Genomic DNA, 20858 nt, shown 5'->3' with positions numbered 1-20858 from the left:
ATTCGCGGGCACCTAGGACCACAGCACGGAGGCCCGCCCATGAGCCGCCACGCGCGCGAGCCGCACGACGCACCCGCCCCCGCGGCGGTCGGCGTCGTGCGCGCCGCGCACGAACGGTTCGTGACGGCGGGCGACGACCCGGGACGGCAGGTCAGGCCCGTCGTCGCGGACTCCTGGCGACGCAGCCGCCGGGTCGGCGTCGACCCCGAGCAGCCGGTCCCGCCCGTCGACGTCGCGGGCCGTGACCTCACCGCGCTGCGCGACGCGCACCCGCTGTCCGGGGCCGTGCCGATCGTCCGGCGCCTGCTGCTGGAGCCGGGGCCGAGCTGGGTCGCCGCGCTCAGCGACGAGTCGGGGCGCCTGCTGTGGGTCGACGGCGACCGGACGCTGCGCCGACCCCTCGACGGCGTCGGGTTCGTCGAGGGCGCGGCCTGGGGCGAGCACGCGGTCGGCACCAACGCGCTCGGCACCGCGCTCGCGACGCGCCGCCCCCTGCAGGTGCTCGGCAGCGAGCACTGGGCGCGCGCGGTGCACCCGTGGAGCTGCGCCGCCGTCCCCCTGCACGACGCCGACGGCCGCCTGCTCGGGGTGCTCGACGTCACGGGGCGGGAGGACGCGGCGTCGTGGATGGCGCTCGCGCTCGTCCGCGCGACGGTCACCGCCGTCGAGGCGACGATCGCCGCGAGCGCCGGTGCACCCCCGACCGCCCGTCTCGAGGTGCTCGGCGCGCACGCGGGCACGCTGCACACGCCCGCCGGCCGTCGTCGGCTCACGTGCCGGCACGCCGAGATCCTGCTGCTGCTGGCCGAGCACCCCGCCGGCCTGCGCGGCGACGAGCTCGCCGTGCTGCTGTCCGAGTCCGAGCTGTCCGAGGTCACGGTCCGGGCGGAGATCTCACGTCTGCGCCGACTCGTCGGCCCCCTGCTGTCCGAGTCCCGCCCCTACCGCCTGACCGCACCGCTGCAGACCGACGTCGACGGCGTGCGCGAGGCCCTCGCGCTGGGCGACCCCGGCGCGGCCCTGACGTCGTACACCGGCCCGATGCTGCCGCGCTCGGCCTCCCCGGGCGTCGCCCGCCTGCGCGACGCGCTGCACGCCGAGGTGCGGTCGGCCGCGCTCGCGTCGCGCGACCCGGGCCTCGTCGCGCGCTGGACGGCCGGCGACGAGGGCGCCGACGACTGGCAGGCGTGGCAGACCCTCGCGCAGGTCGCGCCCATCGGATCCGCCGCGCACCTGCGCGCCCACACGCGGCTCGCGCAGCTCGACCGCACGCTGCGCTGACCCGCGCGGTCACGCCCCGGCCGTGCAACGGTCGTGCAACGGTCCGCGGGCTAGCGTGCGGCGCGGTGGCACCGTCGCCCGGCTCCCCTCGGGGACCCGTCGCCCGGTCGCCGGGTCGGGCGGCGCGCGGGAGGGGGCGCGTCGCCCGACCACCACCGGCCCGATCGCACCACCCGGGCACCGCCGGCGCGGCGAGCGGTTCCCGCGACGCCGCACCGGCGGCTAGCGTGGCGCTCGTGGACACCCACCATCCCGAGAGCACCGTGACCCCGCCCGCGATCGAGCCGGACGCCAAGGACTGGACCTGGGTCCTGCGGTCCCGGTGCCCGGAGTGCGGCTTCGCCGCCTCCGACGTCGACCCGACCGACATCGCCGGCACCGTGCGGGACCTCGTGCCGCGGTGGGTCGCGGCGCTGCACCGCGAGGACGCGCGCGTGCGCCCCGAGCCGACGGTCTGGTCGACGCTCGAGTACGGCGCGCACGCGCGTGACGTGATGCGCGTGTTCGACGAGCGCGTGCGCCTCATGGTCGAGGAGGAGGACCCGCTGTTCCCGAACTGGGACCAGGACGAGACCGCGCGGGCCGAGCGCTACGACCAGCAGGACCCGGCCGTCGTCGCCGACGAGCTCGTCGCGGCCGCCGACGCGACCGCCGACCGCTTCGACACGGTCACCGACGAGCAGTGGGAGCGCCGCGGCCGGCGGAGCAACGGCTCGGAGTTCACGGTGCGCACGCTCGGGCAGTACTTCCTGCACGACGTCGTCCACCACCTGCACGACGTGCACGCCTGACCCGGGCGGCCCGTCCGACGACGCCCTCGGGACGCCGACCCTCCGGCGACGGCGTCCCGACGCCGTCCGCCACGGCGACGTCCGCTCCGCGGACGCGCCGGCCCGCCCGCGCGGCGCGTCCCGCCCGACGCGCCGCGCGCACTCACCCGTCCGTGGCACGCGACACCTGCCGGCAGCACGCGCTGTGTAGCGTCCGCCCATGACCGAACCGCGTGCGGTCCCTCCCGCGCTCGACGGCCGGCACGTGCTGGCCGTCCCCGCGGCCACGGACCTGCTGCCCCTGGCCCGCGCCTGGTTCCCCGACGCGCGCTGGTCCCGCGCCCCGCGGTCCGGTGACGACGCGTCCGCCGCACGCCCCGCGTCGGGCGCCCGGTTCCGCGGCATCGCGACGGCGCCCGAGCCGGAGGTCGGCGCGCTGGCGCTGGCCGGCACCGTCGAGCTCGACGGGCCGCACCCCCTGGACGCCGCGGGCGCCCGCGCGGTCGGCCTGCCCGCGCAGGACTCCGCGCTCTACGGGCTCCCCGCGGCCGTCGCACCGGGAACGACGGTGACGCCCGAGCTCGTCGCGGGCTGGGCCGCGGCCGTCGCGCGGCGCACGGGCGGCGGCGTGCTGCCCGCGGCGCGGGACCGCGCGGTCGTGCCCGACCCCGGGGCGGCCGTCGACCTCACCCTGTGGTCGCCCGCACCGCTCACCGTGCAGGACGCGCTGCCCGTGGTGCGCCCCGCGCTGACCGGCAGCCGCGTCGCCCCACCGCCCCCGGCGACGCCGGGCGCGGCGCCGGCGGGTTTCACGCTGACCGCCGCCTACGCGTACGACGGCGAGGTCGACGTGCGCTGCGAACGCGCGGCCGAGGTGCCGATGGTCCTGTCGACGATCGACCCGCACGAGCACGGGCCGTGGGCGTACCGCGTCACGTGGCGGCCGCCGGACCCGTACGAGCTGACGCGCGAGACGCCGTCGCAGCTGCACGTCATCGCGCGGCAGCGCGTCGCGCCGGGTGTCGCGGGTGCCGTCGCGGCGCTGCACGCGGCGGTCGGCGGGACGGTCGTCGACGTCGGCGGGTTCGTGGTGACGCGCGACGAGCTCGAGCGGCGCGCGCGGGCACGCTGACGCCACGGCCGACCGTCGGGCCGCGTCAGACGAACGGTGCGGAGCCCGCCGGGACCAGGTCCACCTCGACGCGGGGCGTCGCGCCGCGGCCGTCGGTGAAGATCACGCCGCGCAGCGGCGGCACGTCGTGGTAGTCGCGGCCCCAGCCGAGGACGACGTACCGGTCGTCGACGAGCTGGTCGTTGGTCGGGTCGGCGTCGAGCCAGCCGTGCCCGGGCAGCCACACCGAGACCCAGGCGTGCGACGCGTCGGCGCCGCGCAGCTTGGGCCGTCCCGGGCGGGGGCGCGTCTCGATGTACCCCGACGCGTACCGCGCGGGCAGGCCGTGCAGGCGCAGCGCCGCGATCATGAGGTGCGCGAAGTCCTGGCACACGCCGGCCCCCTGCGCGAGCAGCTGCGCCTGCGTGGTGTGGACGGTCGTCGAGCCGGAGCGGTAGGTCAGCTCGGTGCGGATGCGGTGGACGAGGTCGACCACGACGTCCGCGAGCGGCCGGTCCTGCGCGAACGACGGCGCGGCCCAGTCGCGGACCTCGTCGACGAACGTCACGTGCGTCGACGGGAGCACGGCCTCGCGCACCGCGACGAGCCCCGCGGCGTCGGTGCGCAGCGCGCCCAGGTCGCCCGCGGTCACGGCGCGCGCGACGGCACGCCAGCCGACGTCGGGCAGCGCGTCGCGCGGCGGCACGGTCCGGCTCACCTCGAGCGTCGAGCGGGACGTCACGACGAGCCGCGTGTGCGGCGTCGTCACCCCGAAGTACGTGGTCGTGCTGCCGAACCAGTCGACGTGCTCGCCCGTGTCGGCGGGCGCGGGGTCGATCGTCAGGCTCGTGCTGAGCACGCGCTGGTCGGGCAGGTCGCGCGGCGTCATCGTGGTGCGGCCGTAGGAGTCGGTGACGGGTTGCGGGTACTCGTAGGTCGTGCGGTGCACGAGGTCGTACGTCCGGACGCTCACGCGCCACCCCCGCTCGTGTCGTCGCCCGTGCCCCACAGGTCCACGAGCGCGCGGCCCGGTCCGGGCCGCACGAAGTGCACGCGCTCGATCTCGTCCGACGCCTCGCGCAGCCGCCACAGCATCGAGCCCAGCGCGTCGGCCAGGCGCACGCGGCGCCCGTCCTCGGACACCTCGTTGCCGACCGCGACCGTGTCGAGCTCGGCGACCAGCTCGGCGACGCCCTGCAGCAGGTGGTCGCGCTGCGCGGCGGACCGCGGCGCGGGCACGGCCTCGAGGTCGGCGAGCAGCCGGTCGAGCTGGAACGCGAGCGAGCGCGGGTTGGTGCGGTCGTGCACCAGCAGGTCGAGCACGCTGGCGACGCTCGCGCCGGACTGGTGCCGACGGCGGTAGGTGATGACCGACTCCCCCGCGATGAGCACCGACTCGAGCAGCAGCTCCTCGACGTCGGCGGGCCGCCGCACGACGAGCGTCGCACCGAGCATGTCGACGATGTTCTGCGCACGCTCGATGCGGCGGCCCGCGTCGAGCAGGTGCCAGCCGACGTCGCGCGTGAGGCCTTCCGCAGCGACGCCGGAGATCGCGAGCAGGCCCTCGAGGACGCGGTCGAGCGTCGGACGCAGCCCCGCGGTGACTGCCCCCGGGACGTCGGCGTCGCCGCCCTGCCCGCGCGTGCGGCCGCGCGAGCGCTCGTCGCGCAGCGCCCGCTCGATGCGGGCCAGCGGACCGTAGACGTCGGTCGAGAGCTGGTCGCGCGCGGCGGCCGCCGCGGTGCCGAGCCGGCGCACCGCGCGGGCCACCGAGCCCGGCGTGCGGCGGTCGAGAAGCAGGTCCCGCAGCGCGGGCACGTGGGGCGCGACGGGCGGAGCGTCGGGCGCCCCGGTGCCCGCGTCACCGCCGTCCGGGAGCGCGGCGGGGGTCAGCGCGTGCAGCAGCACCGCGAGCGCCTGACCGCCCGGCGCGTCGGGCGTGCGGTGGTAGTCGTCCCAACGGTCGGCGACGGCGCGCAGCACGCGCACCTCGCCCTCGGCGCGCTCGGCGTACCGGCCGATCCAGTACAGGTTCTCGGCGGTGCGCGGCGAGATGCCGTACCCGGCGACGCGCCCGACGGCGGTCACGGCGTCCTCGCGCGGCCCGACGGCGGACGTCGTGGGCTGCGAGGACATGACCCACACGTCCTTGGCGGTCGCCCCGCGCGACGACGACGACACGACCGGGTCGTCGGCGACGCGCGCGAGGCCGCCGGACATCACCGTGTACGTGCCGGCGTGCGCGACCGCGTACGCGCGCAGCACGGCCGCCCGCGGCCCCAGGTCCGCGGGCCCGACGCCCTCGACGCCCGGCCGGTCGGTCGCGACGCCCGCCTCCTCGACGGTCGGGCCGACGGGCTCCTGCCCGACCCACCGCCACGGCTCGGCCGTGATGCGCGCCGCGAGAGCGTCACGCTCGGCGGCGCTCAACGTCCAGCCCAGCACGGTCGTGGTGCGCGGACCGTGCACCGTCGGCTTGAGCACGAGGCGGTCGATCCGGCCCAGCACGTGCCGCAGCGACCGCTCCTCGCCGCACCACCACGTGGGCGCCGACGCGAGCACGAGGTCCTGGTCGAGCACCGCGCGCGCGAGCCGCGGCAGGTACGTGAGCAGCGCGGGGCTCTCCAGCACCGACGCCCCCAGCGGGTTGACGACGCTCACCGACCCCTGCCGGACCGCGTGCACCAGCCCGGGCACCCCCAGTCGGGAACCGGCCCGCAGGTCGAGCGGGTCGCACCAGTCGCCGTCGACGCGGCGCAGCACGACGTCGACGCGCTCGAGCCCGTCGATGCCCTGCAGGTGCAGGCGCCCGGCGCGCACCACCAGGTCGGACCCCTCGACCAGCGGCAGCCCGAGCATCGAGGCGAGGAACGCCTGGTCGAACGCGGTCTCGCTGCCCGGTCCCGGCGACAGCAGCACGGCGCGCGGCTCGTCGCCCGCCGTCTCGGGCGCGACCTCCCGCAGCGCCTGCCGCAGCGCGTGGAAGAACGGCCCGAGCCGCGCGATCGGCGCCTGCCGGTACACGCCCGCGAGCACCTGCGACGTGACGCGGCGCCCCTCCATGGCGTACCCGGCGCCCGACGGCGCCTGCGTGCGGTCCGCGACCGCGCACCAGCCGCCCGTCGAGTCCCGCACCAGGTCCGTCGCGGTCAGCACGAGCTCCCGCCCGCCCGGCAGCCGCAGCCCGTCGACCGCACGCAGGAAGCCGGGGTGCGACAGCACCGCCGTGGGCGGCAGCACGCGGTCGTCGAGCAGGCGGCGCGGCCCGTACAGGTCGTGCAGCACCGCGTCGAGCACCTCGGCGCGCTGCACGAGCGCCGCGTCCAGGCGCGCCCACTCGGGCTCGTCGACGACCACCGGCAGCGGGTCGAGACGCCAGGGCTGCTCGCCGTCGGGCCCGTCGCCGCCGTAGGTCACGCCGTGCTCGGCGAGCAGCTGCTCGGCCTGCCGCGCGGCGCGCGCGAGGTCGTCGTCGGTCGGGGCCGCACCCGGCGGCAGCCAGGTCCAGTCCGGCCGGTGCGAGATCGCCGTCCCGTCGCCCAGCAGGCGCGGCGACGAGAGCAGGTCGGTCACCCGGGCAGTCTGGCGCACGCGGGCGCCGGGTGCGTGCCGCGCCCACCGGCCTGTCGCGGACGTCGCCCGTGCGCCGCGTGCCCGTCGCACGGGTGCGAGCGCACCGGCGCGCGGGTGGGCGGCCGGCGCGCGGGTGGGCGGCCGGCGCGCGGGTGGGCGGCCGGCGCGCGGGGGCGGGCTGGCCGGCCGGCCGGCCGTCAGTGCGCGCGCACCGAGCACGGCACTCGTCTGCGAACGCGGCACTCGCGCACCGAGCGCGGCACTCGTTCCCGGCGCACTCGGCGAACAACTACCGCGCTCGCCAGGCAGGACGAGACCGGAGGCAGGTGGCTGCCGGGTCAGGCCCAGCCACACGGCGAGTGCGCCCGCCGTCCACCGAGGCGATCGTCGCGCCTCGTGCAGGGTCGTCACTCGCCGAGTGCGGCACTCGCGCACCGAGCGCGGCACTCGTTCCCGGCGCACTCGACGAACGACTACCGCGCTCGCCGAGGAGAGAAGCCGACGACCCCGCTGGATCGACGGCGCCGCGGGTCCGTGGCCGTGCCGGACCATCCGCGAGCAGCGGGGCACCGCGAGCGCGGCACTCGCGCACCGAACGCGGCACTCGTTCCCGGCGCACTCGACGAACGAGTACCGCGCTCGCGGCGCGGGGGCACGGCCGGACACGGTGCTGACCGGGCGCGGTGGCGACAGCTCCGCGGCCGGGGCTCGTCGGTCGGGGTCGGCGAGAGGGGCCGCGAGGGGTCGGTGAGAGGGCGCGGCTCGGGGTCGTCGGCGTGGCGTGCCGCGCTCGGGTGCGCGGCGCGGTCAGGGTGGTGCGGTGACGGACAGGACACCCGCCGAGCGAGCACCGGCGACGGCCCACGTGCCCGCCTCCGACGGTCCGGCCGGCGGACGCGACACGGACGACGTCGCCGGGCGCCGTACGGACGCGCTCGCCCAGCGCGGAGCTGAGGCGGACGCCCGGCACGGCACGGGCACGGGACCGGACGCCGGTCACCCGCCCGACGCTCGGCCCGCAGGCGACGACGGACCCGGGCACGAGCACGGGCGCGCGCACGAGCACGAGCACGCTGGCAACGGGCACGGGCACGGGCACGGGCACGGGCACGGGCACGGGCACGGGGCGACGGTGCTGCCAGCAGCGTCGGCGCGGCGGGCGCGCGTGCTGCTCGCCGCGGTCCTGCTGCCGGTCGTCGTGGTCACCGGCCTCGGCGCGTGGTGGCTGTGGCCCGACCCGGACGCGGCACCGCCGCAGTTCGCGACCGACGGGCCCGGCGTCACGTACGTGCGCGGCGAGGTCGTCGCGGTGCACGACGGCACGGTCGACGGCGCCGCGACCGGCGACCTCGGTGCCGGCGACCTCGGTGAAGGGGACGGCGGCACGGGCGACGTCGGCACGGGACGCTCTGCCACCGGCGACCACGGCACCGGCGGCCCCGGCACCGACGACCAGGCGACGATCCGGTTGTCCGACGGCACCGAGGTCGGCCTGCACGTGCCGCCCGAGTACGTGCCCGAGCTCGCGGTCGGCGACACGGTCCGGGCCGCGAGCATGCAGGTCGCGGCGATCGCGTTCGACCCGACCGCGGACCCGGACGCGATGATCACGCAGCACGTGTTCGTCGACTTCGTGCGCGGGCCGCCCATGGCGCTGCTGGCGGCGGTGTTCGCGCTGCTCGTCGTGCTGGTGGCGCGCTGGCGGGGGCTCGCGGCACTGGCGGGCATGGCCGTGGGGCTCGCCGTCGTCGCGGCGTTCACACTGCCCGCGCTGCTGCAGGGCCGCCCCGCGGTGCCCGTGGCCCTCGTGACGAGCGTCGCGATCATGTTCGCGGTGCTCTACCTCGCGCACGGGGTGTCGGTGCGCACGTCGACCGCGCTCGCCGGGACGCTCGTCGGGCTCGTCGCGACCGCGGGCATCGCGGCGTGGGCGGGCGGCGCGGCGCACCTGACCGGCCTGTCGGGCGAGTACGCGCTGGACCTGATGTCCGTCGCGCCCGAGGTGCGGCTGCGGGCCGTGCTGGTGTGCGGCATGGTGCTGGCCGGCCTGGGGGTGCTGAATGACGTGACGATCACGCAGGCGTCCGCCGTCTGGGAGCTGCACGCTGCGAGCCCGGGGCGCTCGTGGCGGGCGCTGTTCGGCCAGGGCATGCGGATCGGGCGCGACCACATCGCGTCGACCGTCTACACGATCGTGTTCGCGTACGTGGGTGCGGCGCTGCCGCTCGTGCTGCTCGTGAGCCTGTCCGACCGTGACCTGCTGGGCCTGCTGACCAGCGGCGAGATCGCCGAGGAGGTCGTCCGCACGTTGGTCGGCTCGATCGGGCTGGTGCTCGCGATCCCGGTGACGACGGCGCTCGCGGCGACGTTCGTCCGGCTGTCCGCGCCCTCGGCGTCCGAGCCCGCGCTCCGCGTCGCGCCCGACGCGGCACGCGTGGCCTGACGGTGCCGGGTCGCGCCGTTGGCCCGGGGCGGGAGCGACGACGAGGCGGGGCGGCGAGGGCTCGGCCTCTCCGCCCCGCCTCGGGGCCGCCGCGTGCCGGGCGCGGTCCTCACGGTGCCGGCGGCAGCGTCCCCGGGTCGAGGAGCCCGCGGCGCAGCGCGGGCACGAGGCGCGACGGCACGACGACGTCGCGTCCGTCGACGCGCACGCGGGTCAGGGGCGTCGGCGTCGCGACCCACTGCGCGCGGCGGGTCCGCGTGCGCGAGCGCGAGGTCCTGCGCTTGGGGACGGCCATCAGCCCTGCCGCCCCTTCCAGCGCGGGTTCTTCTTGTTGATGACGTAGGTCCTGCCGCGGCGGCGCACGACGATCGACCCGTCCTTCTTCTTGAGCGACGCGAGCGACGCGCGCACCTTCATCGGTCCTGCTCCTTCGGCGTGGTGCCGCCGGGCGTGCCGTAGCGGCGGTGGAACTTCTCGACGCGGCCCGCGGTGTCCATGACGCGTGCGCTGCCGGTCCAGAACGGGTGGCTCGCGCTCGAGATCTCGACGTCGATCACGGGGTAGGTGCGCCCGTCCTCCCACTCGACCGTGGTGGTGGACGTCGCGGTCGAGCGCGTGAGGAACGCGTACCCGGCGGACGCGTCACGGAAGACGACGGGGTGGTAGTCGGGGTGGATGCCCTGCTTCACGGGTGGCTCCTCACCAGCTGGACTTGGTGACGCCGGGCAGCTCGCCGCGCAGCGCCGTCTGACGGAACCGCACGCGGGACAGCCCGAACGTGCGCAGGTGGCCGCGCGGGCGGCCGTCGGCGAGGTCGCGGTTGCGCAGCCGCACGGGGCTCGCGTCGCGCGGCTGGGCGTGCAGCGCGGCGCGGGCGGCGCGGCGCTCGTCCTCGGTGAGGTGGGGGTTCACGGACGCGGCGCGCAGCTCGGTGCGGCGTGCGGCGTACCGGGCGACGACCTCGCGGCGCTGGGCGTCGCGGGCGATCTTGGACTTCTTGGCCATGTCAGCGCTCCTCGCGGAAGTCGACGTGCCGGCGCAGCACGGGGTCGAACTTGCGCAGCACGAGGCGGTCGGGGGTGTTGCGGCGGTTCTTGCGGGTCACGTAGGTGAACCCGGTGCCGCCGGTGGAGCGGAGCTTGATGACGGGCCGCAGGTCGGCGCGCTTGCCGGCCATCAGACCTTCTCCCCGCGCGCGAGGATCGCGGCGACGACGACGTCGATGCCGCGGCGGTCGATGGTCTTGATGCCGTCCGTCGAGACGCGCAGCCGCACGTGCCGCCCGAGCGACGGCACCCAGTAGCGGCGGCGCTGGACGTTCGGCACGAACCGCCGCGACGTGCGGCGCCCCGAGTGGGACACGGTGCGCCCGAAGGTCGGCACCTTCCCCAGGACCTGGCAGTGGTTGCTCATGGCGGACGACCGTAGTTATTGATTATGATTCTCGTCAACTGTCGAGAACGATTCGCATCAACCAGGAGCGCCCGTGACCCGCACCCCCGTCGTCGTCCTGTCCTCCGTCGACCCCGTCGAGCGCGACGCGACGCTGCTCGGCCTGCTGATCGACTCCCCGCGCACCGTCGCGGTCCGCCACGACATCCACGACGACGAGGACGGCGGCGCGATCCGCCGCGTCGTCGCGTCCGCCGACGGCGTCGTCGAGGACGAGGTCGTGCCGCTCGAGCACGCGTGCCTGTCGTGCGCCGTCCGCGAGGACGCCGTGCCCACGCTGCGCCGCCTCGCCGACGACCCGCGCTGGGACGCCGTCGTGCTCGCGCTGCCCGTGAGCGCCGAGTCCCTGCCCGTGGTCCGCGCGCTCGGCTGGGCCATGCGCGCGGGCGAGCCGCTGGCCGGCCTGCGGCTCGGCGACGCCGTGACGACCGTCGACCTCGCCGGCTTCCACCACGACCTGCTGGGCGACGACCTGCTCGACGAACGCGGGCTCGCGCTCACCGAGGACGACCGCCGCGCGGTCGGCGAGGCGCTCGCGGCGCAGGTGGGGCACGCCGACGTCGTCCTCGTGACCGGCGCGCGCGACGACCACCCCGTCGCGTCCGACCTGCTGGACCACGTGCGCGCGGGTGACGCGCGCCGCGTCGACGGCCGGCACGCCGTGACCGTCGCCGACCTCGTCGCGCACGAGCACCGTCCCGCGACCGGCGAGCGCCGGCTCGACCCCGCGCACGTCGCACCCGTGGCCGGCGCGCCCACGGAGCACGGCGTGTGGACCCTCGACCTGCGGTCGACGCACCCGTTCCACCCCGAGCGTCTGCTGCACGACGTGCGACGCCTGGGCTCGCCGCCCGTGCGCAGCCGCGGACGGTTCCACGTGCCGAGCCGCCCCGACACGCTGTGCGTGTGGGACGGCGCGGGCGGTCAGCTCAGCATCGGGGCGGCCGGGCCGTGGGGCCGCCGCACGCCCGACACGCGCCTGGTGGTCACAGGCACGGGCGACGAGGCGCCCGCGCTGCGCGAGGCGTTCGCCGAGCTCGTCCTCAGCGACGCGGAGGTGCGCCGCGGGTACGCGCCGTGGCTGGGCCGCCCCGACGTGCTCGCGCCGTGGCTGGGCGACCGGACCTCGGCGTGAGCGGTCAGGGCGTCGAGTAGACGACCGGCTGGTAGCCGCCGATCGCGGGGATGACCGTGAGCGTGACGTCGCTCGGGTCCGCGACGAGGAACGCCAGGTCGAACGCGACCACACCCGCGGGCCGGATCTCCACGCTCGGGCCCGTGACCTCGATCTGCGCGGTCGCGTCGGTGAGCGGCGTCGCCTCGACGCCGCCCGAGACGGCGGTGGCGCTCAACGTGTGCGGCTTGTAGTCGGTGCGCGACCCGTTGGTGATCGACACCCGGATCTTGATCGGCACGCCCTCGCCGCCCAGACCCACTGTCTGCTCGGTCGGCTCGAACTCGACCGGCGCCTTGATCTGCACGAAGAGCCCGTTGCCGTACTCGTACGCCTGCCCGAACGTGCGCTGCCCGCCCTCGTAGTCGGCGAGCGGCGTCTCCTCGGAGCCCTCCGCGCTGGCGGGGGTCGAGCAGCCCGCGGCCACGAGCGTGAGGGCCGCGAGCGCGGCGAGGGCCGCGGCCTGCACGCGACGGCGAGGGGCGGTGGCGCGGGACGAGGGGGGAGGGGTCACGCGAGGCTCCAGGGGTCGGTGCGGGACGCGGTCCGGTTCCGATGCACGGCCCCGCGCACCGGCACGACGCGCAGGGCGCCGTGACCACGACCCGTGGTGCGGTGCGGGAGACGCGAGGTGCCTGGTGGTGCGGCTCCCCCGTGGGCCGGCGTCAAGGTAGCACCGGGCTCCTATGCCGCGGAAGGGTGCGTCCAGAACGGCGAAGCAGCCGCTGACCTGCGACGATGCGCGTCGATGCGTCCGACGGGGCGACCCGGTGGTGCGCCGCCCGGGTGACCCGCGGGCCGAGCGCGCGCAACGAGGTGTTTACACGACGTCCGCCATGCGGACGCGATCCACTCGACATCCGGAACGATCCGGGGCGCGCGCGGCCGACGTCGCGAACCGGACGCGCCGGGCGCACCGGGCACGCCCGGCGTCCGCGACGACGCGGGAGACGACGACGGCGCCGGGGACGACGAAGGCCAGGCGGGCACGTGCCCTGACCTGGCCTCTCGAGCGGAGCGGGTGACGGGAATCGAACCCGCGCTATCAGCTTGGGAAGCTGATGTTCTACCATTGAACTACACCCGCGCGGCGCCGCCGAGGGCGCTGCGGCGTCGATCCTACCCGCTGCGGGGCCCCACTCTTCAACCCGGCCCACCGGTGACGCCGCCCGTCGCCCGGGGTGGTGCAGGGCTGGTCGGCCCGCACGCGCGGTGGCAGGGTCGGGCGCGTGACCGCGACGCTGCGCCCGTTCCACCCCAGCGACCTGCCCGGCATGTACCGCGTGTGCCTGCTGACGGGCGCGGCGGGCGGTGACGCGACGTCGCTGTACCGCTCGCCGGACCTGCTGGGGCACGTGTACTGCGGCCCGTACCCGACGGCGGACCCAGGCCTGAGCCTCGTGGTGGTCGACGCGCAGGGCGTCGCGGGGTACGTCGTCGCGACGGCCGACACGGCGGCGTTCGAGGCGTGGTGCGAGCGGGCGTGGTGGCCCGTGCTGCGCGCGCAGCACCCGCAGGTGCCGGACCCGCGGGACGGCACCGAGGACCACGCGCTGCTCGCGCGGATCCACCACCCGGAGCCGTCGGAGGTGCCGGCGGACGCGCCCGCGCACCTGCACGTCGACCTGCTGCCCCGCCTGCAGGGGCAGGGCTGGGGCCGGCGCCTCATCGAGACGCTGGCGGACGCGCTGCGCGCGCGGGGCGTGCCGGGCGTCCACCTGGGCGTGGCGGCGCAGAACACGCGCGCGGTGGCGTTCTACGAGCACCTGGGCTTCCGGCGCGACGCGTCGTTCGACTGGGGGCACCGGATGGTGCTCGACCTGCGGTGACGCCTGCGCCCCGTTCTTATTGATACCGGCTCTCACTCTCTGTTAGGTTCTCGACACCCCACCGACCGACCGGAGAGGACCGGGCGCGCCCTGCCGCCCCACCACGCCATGACCACTGCCCCGCACCCCCGCACCCGCCGCGCCGCCCCGGCGCTCGCGCTCGCGCTCACCGCGACGCTCCTCGCCGCGTGCTCCGGCACGTCCGACGCCGCCGACGCCGCGACGCCCACCCCCACCGCCGACACCACGACGGCGCCCGCCGTCGAGCGCGCGGCCGCCCTCCCGCGCCTCGCCGTGACGTACGACGGCGGCGTCCTCGTGCTCGACGGCGCGTCGCTCGAGGTCCTCGCCGACCTGCCCGCCGAGGGCTACCTGCGCGTCAACCCCGCGGGCGACCACCGCCACGTCCTCGTCTCGACCGCCGCGGGCTTCCAGGTGCTCGACGCCGGCACGTGGGGCCAGGCGCACGGCGACCACGCGCACTACTACACGAGCGAGCCGCAGCTCACCGACGTGACGTTCCCCGCCGACCACCCCGGCCACGCGGTGGTCCACGACGGCCGCACCGCGCTGTTCGCCGACGGCACGGGCGAGGTCACGGTCGTCGACTCCACCGCGGTCGCCGACGGGCCGTCGGACGACGCCCGCACGTACACGACCCCGCACGCGCACCACGGCGTCGCGGTCGAGCTGCACGACGGCACGCTCGTCGTCTCCGAGGGCACCGAGGACGCCCGCACCGGCGTCCGTGCGCTCGACGCCGACGGCGACGAGATCGCCGCGATCGACACCTGCCCGGGCGTGCACGGCGAGTCCGTCGCGCAGGGCGACGTCGTCGCGATCGGCTGCCAGGACGGGGTCGTGCTGTTCGCCGACGGCGCGTTCACCAAGGTCCCGAGCCCCGACGCGTACGGCCGCATCGGCAACCAGGCCGGCTCGGAGGAGTCGCCGGTCGTGCTGGGCGACTACAAGACCGACCCGGACGCCGAGCTCGAGCGCCCGACGCGCGTGTCGCTGGTCGACACCCGCACCGCGACCCTGCGGCTCGTCGACCTACCCGCGTCGTACACGTTCCGCTCGCTCGCGCGCGGCGACGACGGCGAGGCGATCGTGCTGGGCACCGACGGCGCGCTGCACGTGATCGACCCCGAGACGGGTGCGCTCGTGCGCTCGACGCCCGTGGTCGACGCGTGGGAGGAGCCCACCGAGTGGCAGACCCCGCGCCCCGCCGTGAAGGTCCACGCGGGCACCGCGTACGTGACCGACCCGGCCACGCGGCGCGTCCTCGCGGTCGACGTCGAGACGGGCGAGGTCTACCGCTCCGTCACGCTCGACGTCGTGCCCGACGAGGTCGCGCTCGCGACCGGCGAGCCCCCGGAGCACCGCGACCACGCCGACGACGCGACGCACGACGAGCACGCGCACGACGACGAGCACGCCGACCACGACCACTGAGCACCGGCACCGGCGAGGCCGGGACCGAGGTCGACGCGACGCCGCACCGGCCCGGTGCGACGCGCGGACCCGTGCCGCGGCACGACCCGCCCGCCGGAGGGAAGAATCGCCCCGTGAGCCCGACCGAGCCCGCGCCCCGCCCGACCGAGCCCGCGCCCGCCGCGCACGACCCCGCGGCGACCGGACCCGCCCCGCACCATCCCGCGGCAACCGGACCCGCCCCGCACGACCCCGCGGCGACGGGACCTGCGGCGGCCGGCCCCCTGGCGACCGGACCCGCGGCCGCGGGGATCGTCCCCCACCTCGCCGAGTCCCCCGGGCACGCTGCGCCCGCGCCCCCCGGCCGGCGGCGTGCGCGCCGCGGCGCCGACCTGGACGCCCCGCACCCGCGCGGCACGGTGACGCGCGTGCTGCTGACGGCCGTCGTCGTGGTCTGCGCGCTCGCCGCGCTGCTGGGCATCGCGCTCACCTGGCCGTCGGGCGACGGCCCCCGCACGACCCTCTCGGACGCGGGGGTGCGGTACGTCGGCGCGCAGGTCGTGGACACGCGGATGCAGTCGTGCGACGGCACCGTCGAGGACGTGCTCCCGGACGGCACCGTGCCGCAGAGCGTCCAGTGCCTGCAGGTCACGGCGCGGACGTCGGCGGGCCGCGAGGTCGACGTGTTCGCGACCTCCGGCACCGAGGCGGCCGACCTGCCCGCGGGCACCCGTGTGACGCTCGAGCACTACCCCGCGACCGCCGGGGAGGCCGAGGTGTGGGCGTGGCACGACGTCGACCGCACGCTCCCGCTCGGCGCGTTCGCGCTCGCGTTCGCGCTGGTCACGACGCTCGTCGCGGGGCTGCGCGGGCTGCGGGCGCTGCTCGGGCTGGGGATCGCGTTCGCGGTGCTCGGCGTCTACATGCTGCCCGCGCTCGTGGCCGGGCAGGACGGGCTGACGGTCGCGCTCGCCGGGTCGACCGCGATCGTCGTGGTGGTGCTGTACCTCGCGCACGGCGTGTCGCTGCGGACGACGACGGCGCTGGTCGGCACGCTGCTGGGCCTGGCGATGGTCACGGGCCTCGGCGTGCTCGGGGCGCACGTCGCGCACCTGCAGCCCGTGACGTCGGAGGACACGTTCGCGCTGGCCCGGGCCCTGGGCGCCGACGGCGTGCACGTGCTGCGCGGCGTGTTCCTCTCGGGGGTCGTGCTCGCGGGCATCGGCGTGCTCAACGACGTGACGATCACGCAGGCCGCCGCGGTGTGGGAGCTGCGCGCGGCCGACCCGTCCGCGTCGTGGCGGACGCTCACGGCGCGCGGCATGCGCATCGGGCGCGACCACATCGCGTCGACGGTCTACACGATCGCGTTCGCGTACGCGGGCGCGTCGCTGCCGCTCCTGCTGCTGCTCGAGCTGTACGACCAGCCGCTGCTGGTCACGCTGACGGGCGGCGCGTTCGCCGAGGAGATCGTCCGCACGCTCGCGGGCGCGACGGGCCTGGTGCTCGCGATCCCGCTGACGACGGTGGTCGCGGCGATCGCCGCGGTCGGCTCACCGCCGGGCCGCGGCGGCGGCCACGGCCACGCGCACGCGCACTGACGCGACCGGTCACCGGGCTGCGGGGCCCGACCCCACGCCTGCCGTCCGTCGAGCGCACGGCGTCCGCTGCGGGGCCCGACCCGACGCCTGCCGTCCGTCGAGCGCACGGCGTCCGCTGACGGCTCGGCCTGCGCCGCCTCCGCCCGGCCGACCGTCGAGGCACCCTCGCGTCCCGGTGGGTGGGCAGCGGCGCGCACGAGACCGGGTCGGGAGCGCTCACGAGCCGCGTGAGCGACGCGAGCCCGGTCTCGTGGGCGGCGCGTCCCGGGCGTCGAGACGCCGACGGGCCCGGCTCAGACCGTGACGGCCAGCCGGAACGTGCCCGTGCGCTCCTCGCCGGGGGCGAGCACGAACACGCCGGTGCCGGGCACGCCCCGCTCGTGCAGCGTGAACCCGTCGTTGACGTTCGTGGCGGGCTCGACCGCGAAGTAGCAGCGCCGCCGCGGCGCGTACAGCACGAGGTGCCGGTACACGGGGTCCATGGTCAGGTCGACGCGCACGCCCTCGTCGGGGTACTCGACCGTCACGGGTGCACCGGGCTCGAGGTCGGTGAGCACGTCGTCGACGAACGCGGTGCCCAGCGCGCGCGGGACCCGGAAGTCGGCGCGCGGCGGCACGGCCCCCGCGGGGCCGTCGGGAAGCGCGCCGGTGAGCCGGTAGCCGGCCGACGCGGGCACGTGCAGCACGGGCCCGGCGGTCGGCGGGTACTCGCGCACGGGCGCGCCGACGGGCAGCAGCGCACGGCTGAGGTACGGGTGGTGGCCGAACCCCGCGGGGAACGGCTCGACGTCGGTGTTGCGCACCGAGGTCGTTACGACCAGGTCGTCACCCTCGAGCGCGTACCGGATCGTCGCGCCGAACCGCCAGGGGAAGTTGACGCCCACCTGGCACGACGTCTCCGTCGCGAGCGTCACGGCCGTGGCCGTGCGCTCGACGACGTCCCAGTGCGCGTACCGCACGGCGCCGTGGATCGCGGTGCCGTCGGCCGCGTTGCGCTGCAGCTGCCAGCGCCGCCCCGCGAAGGGCAGCACGCCGCCGCGGATCCGGTTGGACCACGGCACCATCGGGAAGCTCGCGCACTTCTCGGGGTCGCCGGCCGCGGACGTGCGCGTGGGGCGGAGCAGGTCGCGCCACACGCCGTCGGCGGTGCGGACGCGCCCCGCGCCCAGCGACGCACCCGTGCCGGGCAGCACGTCGAGCTCCCAGCGGTCGGTGCGCAGGGTCACCGCGCCCGCCGGCGCCGCCCGGGTCGTGGTGACCGGGGCGGGCGCCGGCGTGGCGACCGGTGCGAGCGGTTCGGTGACGGTCATCGGCGGCAGCCCCCTGCGCACGACGACGGACGCGTGAGCGCCCGCGTCAGAGCGTGACCTCGACGCGGACGGTCGACCCGGCGGGCGCGTACGGCACGTGGTTGCCCTCGACGGGCGTGCCGTCGACGACCAGCGCACCGCGTGCGCCGCGCGCACCCGAGTTCGTCACCGTGATCTCGTACGTCGCGCCCCGCGCGACGCGGGTGACGGTGAAGGACGGGACGTCGGGGCCGATCTGCGGGTCGACGACCAGGCCGTCGTAGTCGGGGCGGACCCCCAGCAGGTACTGCGACACGGCCACGAAGTTCCACGCCGCGGTGCCCGTGAGCCACGAGTTCTTCGCCTCGCCCGCGCGCGGCGCCTGCTTGCCGGCGATCATCTGCGCGTAGACGTACGGCTCGAGCTTGTGGACGTCGCTGATCTCCTCGCGGTACGCCGGGGTGATCCGCTTGTAGTAGTCGAACGCCTTGTCGCCGCGGCCGACCACGGTCTCGGCGATGATCACCCACGGGTTGTTGTGGCAGAAGATGCCACCGTTCTCCTTGTACCCGGGCGGGTACGTGGAGACCTCGCCGAGCTCGATCTGGTACGTCGTGTACGCGGGGTACTGCAGCACCAGGCCGTGCGGCGTGCCGAGCATCTCGTCGACCGCGTCGAGCGCCTGCACGGCGGGTGCCGCGGTGTCGTCGGGGCCCTCGCCCACGCCGATGCCGGCCATGACCGCGAAGCCCTGCGGCTCGATCCAGATCTTGCCCTCGGGCTTGGCGTCGGTGCCGACGGGGTTGCCGAAGAAGTCGTACGCGCGCAGGAACCAGCGGCCGTCCCAGCCGTGCTCGAGCACGGCCTCGCGGACCTCGTCGACGACCTTGCGGGCCTGCGACGCGACCTCGGTGAGGCCCCGGCGCTCGGCGAGCGCGGCGTACTCGGCGCCGTAGAGCACGAACTGCGCCGCGATGAACACGGACTCGGCGTGCCCGCCGGCCTGGTTCTCGGTGGTCTGGAACGACTCGCCCGGCTCGGTCGAGAAGCAGTTGAGGTTGAGGCAGTCGTTCCAGTCGGCGCGGCCGATGAGCGGCAGGCCGTGCGGGCCGCGGTGCTGGACCGTGAACTCGAACGAGCGCGTCAGGTGCTCGAACAGCGGCACCTCGGAGCCGGGCTCGTTGTCGAACGGCACGGGCTCGTCGAGGATCGACCAGTCGCCGGTCTCCTTGACGTACGCGGCGACGCCAGCGATGAGCCACAGCGGGTCGTCGTTGAAGCCCGAGCCGATGTCGTTGTTCCCGCGCTTCGTCAGCGGCTGGTACTGGTGGTACGCCGAGCCGTCGGGGAACTGCGTCGACGCGATGTCGACGATGCGCTCACGCGCACGGTCCGGGACCAGGTGCACGAAGCCGAGCAGGTCCTGGTTGGAGTCGCGGAAGCCCATGCCGCGGCCGATGCCGGTCTCGAAGAACGACGCCGAGCGCGACATGTTGAACGTGACCATGCACTGGTACTGGTTCCAGATGTTGACCATCCGGTCGAGCTTCTCGTCGCCCGAGCGCACCGAGTACGTCGACAGCAGGTCGGTCCAGTAGGTCTGCAGCGCCTCGATCGCGGCGTCGGCCTGCGCGGCCGTCGCGAAGCGCCCGAGGAGCGCGTGGGCGCCCTCCTTGTTGACGACCTGGTGGGCGTCGTCGGCCCACTTCGCGTCCTGCGGGTTCTCGAGGTAGCCCAGGACGTACACGAGGTCGCGGGTCTCGCCCGGGGCCAGCGTGACGCGCACCGAGTGCGAGCCGATCGGGTACCAGCCCGACGCGACCGAGTCCGCCGAGACGCCCGCGCGCGGCACGGCCGCCTCGCCCAGCGAGTTGTACGCGCCGACGAACGTGTCGCGGTCGGTGTCGAAGCCGTCGGCGCGCGTGTTCACGCCGAACACGGCGTAGTGGTCGCGGCGCTCGCGGTACTCGGTCTTGTGGTAGATCGCCGACCCGTGCGGGCCGTCCTGCTCGACCTCGACCTCGCCGATCGACAGGTTGCGCTGGTAGTTGGTCTGGTCGTCCTGCGCGTTCCAGAGGCAGAACTCGACGAACGAGAAGAGCGTGACGGTCTTCTCGGCGTCGGACGTGTTGGTGACGGCGACGCGCTGCACCTCGGCGTTCTCGCCGAGCGGCACGAAGAACGTCGTCGCGACGCGCAGGCCGTTGCGCTCGCCCGTGATGCGCGAGTACCCCAGGCCGTGCCGCGCCTCGAAGTGGTCGAGGTCCGCCTTGACCGGCAGCCACGACGGGGTCCACACGTCGCCGCCGTCGTTGACGTACAGGTACCGGCCGCCCGCGTCGGCGGGGATGTTGTTGTAGCGGTACCGCGTCAGGCGGCGCATCTTGGCGTCGCGGTAGAACGAGTACCCGCCGGCCTGGTGGGACAGCAGCGAGAAGAACTGCTCCGACCCGAGGTAGTTGATCCACGGGTAGGGGGTGTGGGGCGTCGTGACGACGTACTCACGTGCCGCGTCGTCGAAGTGGCCGAACCGCATCGCATGCCTCTCGTGCCTCGTCGCACGGCCGGCCGGCGGGGCGTCGCACGCGGCGCGCCCAGGTGTCAGCGACCCTGCTCAGGTACCTGGTCGACCGTCGGCGGGGCCGACGGGTGGTGCAGCACCGGCGTCTGCGTCGGAACGTCCCGCGGGAGAACGGCGAGAGCGCTCCCACACCGGAGCGCGGACAGCATAACCCGAGAGTCGCGGGACCCGGAACGACCCGGCACCTTTCACCGTCAGGCGCGCGCGGCCCAGGGCCCCGCACGCGAGCCCGGGCCGAAGGTCCCTGGACGCACGAGTCGGACGCATCGGGAGGAACCCGGCGCGGCCGGGATGAAGTGCGGTGTGAAAAGGCCGGGCCC

At 76.1% G+C, this 20858-nt stretch carries 19 protein-coding genes and 1 tRNA gene; 8 read left to right on the top strand and 12 right to left on the bottom strand.

Going from position 1 to position 20858, the window contains the following annotated elements; translation table 11 throughout:
• Positions 1 to 39: 39 nt before the first annotated feature.
• The 3 genes from E4A51_RS10790 to E4A51_RS10775 all read left to right on the top strand — a co-directional run bounded on the left by E4A51_RS10790 (position 40) and on the right by E4A51_RS10775 (position 3183).
• On the top strand, positions 40 to 1281 hold the full coding sequence (locus E4A51_RS10790) for a GAF domain-containing protein (protein ID WP_046529811.1): 1242 nt from the start codon (positions 40 to 42) through the stop codon (positions 1279 to 1281).
• A 236-nt stretch (positions 1282 to 1517) separates the two neighbouring features.
• On the top strand, positions 1518 to 2072 hold the full coding sequence (locus E4A51_RS10780) for a DinB family protein (RefSeq protein WP_370297494.1): 555 nt from the start codon (positions 1518 to 1520) through the stop codon (positions 2070 to 2072).
• Positions 2073 to 2271: 199 nt separating this feature from the next.
• Positions 2272 to 3183 (top strand): hypothetical protein, encoded by a 912-nt coding sequence (locus E4A51_RS10775; RefSeq protein ID WP_134851730.1) that lies wholly within the window; start codon positions 2272 to 2274, stop codon positions 3181 to 3183.
• A gap of 25 nt (positions 3184 to 3208) precedes the next feature.
• On the opposite strand, the gene E4A51_RS10770 is transcribed toward E4A51_RS10775, so the two are convergent.
• Both E4A51_RS10770 and E4A51_RS10765 read right to left on the bottom strand, forming a co-directional pair.
• Positions 3209 to 4135, bottom strand: a complete 927-nt coding sequence (locus E4A51_RS10770) for a transglutaminase family protein (RefSeq protein ID WP_046529808.1) — start codon at positions 4133 to 4135, stop codon at positions 3209 to 3211.
• Entirely contained in the window at positions 4132 to 6735 is a 2604-nt protein-coding gene (locus E4A51_RS10765) for a circularly permuted type 2 ATP-grasp protein (protein ID WP_134851729.1), read from the bottom strand. Before E4A51_RS10765 ends, E4A51_RS10770 begins: the two co-directional genes overlap by 4 nt.
• A 1132-nt stretch (positions 6736 to 7867) precedes the next feature.
• Here E4A51_RS10765 and E4A51_RS10760 point away from each other — a divergent pair.
• The gene (locus E4A51_RS10760) at positions 7868 to 9178 is read left to right on the top strand and encodes a YibE/F family protein (RefSeq protein ID WP_240696442.1); all 1311 of its coding nucleotides are present in this window, start codon (positions 7868 to 7870) and stop codon (positions 9176 to 9178) included.
• A gap of 109 nt (positions 9179 to 9287) precedes the next feature.
• Here E4A51_RS10760 and rpmF read toward each other — a convergent pair whose 3' ends face one another.
• Genes rpmF through rpmB form a run of 6 tightly spaced genes read right to left on the bottom strand, consistent with a single transcriptional unit; the run spans position 9288 to position 10591 of the window.
• On the bottom strand, positions 9288 to 9473 hold the full coding sequence (gene rpmF, locus E4A51_RS10755; RefSeq protein ID WP_070320740.1) for a 50S ribosomal protein L32: 186 nt from the start codon (positions 9471 to 9473) through the stop codon (positions 9288 to 9290).
• Positions 9473 to 9595, bottom strand: coding sequence for a type B 50S ribosomal protein L36 (gene ykgO, locus E4A51_RS10750; protein WP_046529805.1), 123 nt, complete (start codon positions 9593 to 9595; stop codon positions 9473 to 9475). The genes rpmF and ykgO overlap by 1 nt, the downstream gene beginning before the upstream one ends.
• On the bottom strand, positions 9592 to 9867 hold the full coding sequence (locus E4A51_RS10745) for a type B 50S ribosomal protein L31 (protein ID WP_062101235.1): 276 nt from the start codon (positions 9865 to 9867) through the stop codon (positions 9592 to 9594). The genes ykgO and E4A51_RS10745 overlap by 4 nt, the downstream gene beginning before the upstream one ends.
• Positions 9868 to 9877: 10 nt before the next feature.
• Positions 9878 to 10183: a 30S ribosomal protein S14 gene (gene rpsN / locus E4A51_RS10740; RefSeq protein WP_070320739.1), complete on the bottom strand. Its 306-nt coding sequence runs from the start codon at positions 10181 to 10183 to the stop codon at positions 9878 to 9880.
• Between the two features lies 1 nt (position 10184).
• Positions 10185 to 10355 (bottom strand): 50S ribosomal protein L33, encoded by a 171-nt coding sequence (rpmG, locus tag E4A51_RS10735; RefSeq protein WP_070320738.1) that lies wholly within the window; start codon positions 10353 to 10355, stop codon positions 10185 to 10187.
• Positions 10355 to 10591: a 50S ribosomal protein L28 gene (gene rpmB, locus E4A51_RS10730; protein WP_070320737.1), complete on the bottom strand. Its 237-nt coding sequence runs from the start codon at positions 10589 to 10591 to the stop codon at positions 10355 to 10357. The genes rpmG and rpmB overlap by 1 nt, the downstream gene beginning before the upstream one ends.
• Positions 10592 to 10664: 73 nt before the next feature.
• On the opposite strand from rpmB, the gene E4A51_RS10725 reads away from it, so the two are divergent.
• Entirely contained in the window at positions 10665 to 11765 is a 1101-nt protein-coding gene (locus E4A51_RS10725) for a GTP-binding protein (RefSeq protein WP_134851728.1), read from the top strand.
• Between the two features lie 4 nt (positions 11766 to 11769).
• Here E4A51_RS10725 and E4A51_RS10720 read toward each other — a convergent pair whose 3' ends face one another.
• On the bottom strand, positions 11770 to 12318 hold the full coding sequence (locus E4A51_RS10720) for a hypothetical protein (RefSeq protein ID WP_134851727.1): 549 nt from the start codon (positions 12316 to 12318) through the stop codon (positions 11770 to 11772).
• Positions 12319 to 12820: 502 nt separating this feature from the next.
• Positions 12821 to 12891, bottom strand: a tRNA-Gly gene (locus E4A51_RS10715).
• A 142-nt stretch (positions 12892 to 13033) separates the two neighbouring features.
• Between E4A51_RS10715 and E4A51_RS10710 the strand changes: the two genes are divergently transcribed.
• The 3 genes from E4A51_RS10710 to E4A51_RS10700 all read left to right on the top strand — a co-directional run bounded on the left by E4A51_RS10710 (position 13034) and on the right by E4A51_RS10700 (position 16668).
• Positions 13034 to 13633: an N-acetyltransferase gene (locus E4A51_RS10710; RefSeq protein ID WP_206120027.1), complete on the top strand. Its 600-nt coding sequence runs from the start codon at positions 13034 to 13036 to the stop codon at positions 13631 to 13633.
• 108 nt (positions 13634 to 13741) lie between these two features.
• Complete coding sequence (aztD, locus tag E4A51_RS10705; RefSeq protein ID WP_134851726.1) at positions 13742 to 15088, top strand: zinc metallochaperone AztD; 1347 nt, start codon at positions 13742 to 13744, stop codon at positions 15086 to 15088.
• 407 nt (positions 15089 to 15495) lie between these two features.
• Positions 15496 to 16668 (top strand): YibE/F family protein, encoded by a 1173-nt coding sequence (locus E4A51_RS10700; RefSeq protein ID WP_233421225.1) that lies wholly within the window; start codon positions 15496 to 15498, stop codon positions 16666 to 16668.
• Positions 16669 to 16961: 293 nt separating this feature from the next.
• Here the strand turns inward: E4A51_RS10700 and E4A51_RS10695 are convergent, their stop codons facing one another.
• A complete protein-coding gene (locus tag E4A51_RS10695) occupies positions 16962 to 17978 on the bottom strand; it encodes an aldose epimerase (protein ID WP_134851725.1) in 1017 nt (338 codons plus the stop codon).
• Between the two features lie 46 nt (positions 17979 to 18024).
• Complete coding sequence (locus tag E4A51_RS10690) at positions 18025 to 20493, bottom strand: GH36-type glycosyl hydrolase domain-containing protein (protein WP_046529796.1); 2469 nt, start codon at positions 20491 to 20493, stop codon at positions 18025 to 18027.
• Between the last annotated feature and the right edge of the window lie 365 nt (positions 20494 to 20858).

The sequence above is a fragment of the Cellulomonas sp. HD19AZ1 genome (genome assembly GCF_004535805.1).
GTDB lineage: Bacteria > Actinomycetota > Actinomycetes > Actinomycetales > Cellulomonadaceae > Cellulomonas > Cellulomonas iranensis.
The sequence above is the reverse complement of the archived record's forward strand: the minus strand, read 5'-3'. Positions and strand labels throughout refer to the sequence as shown.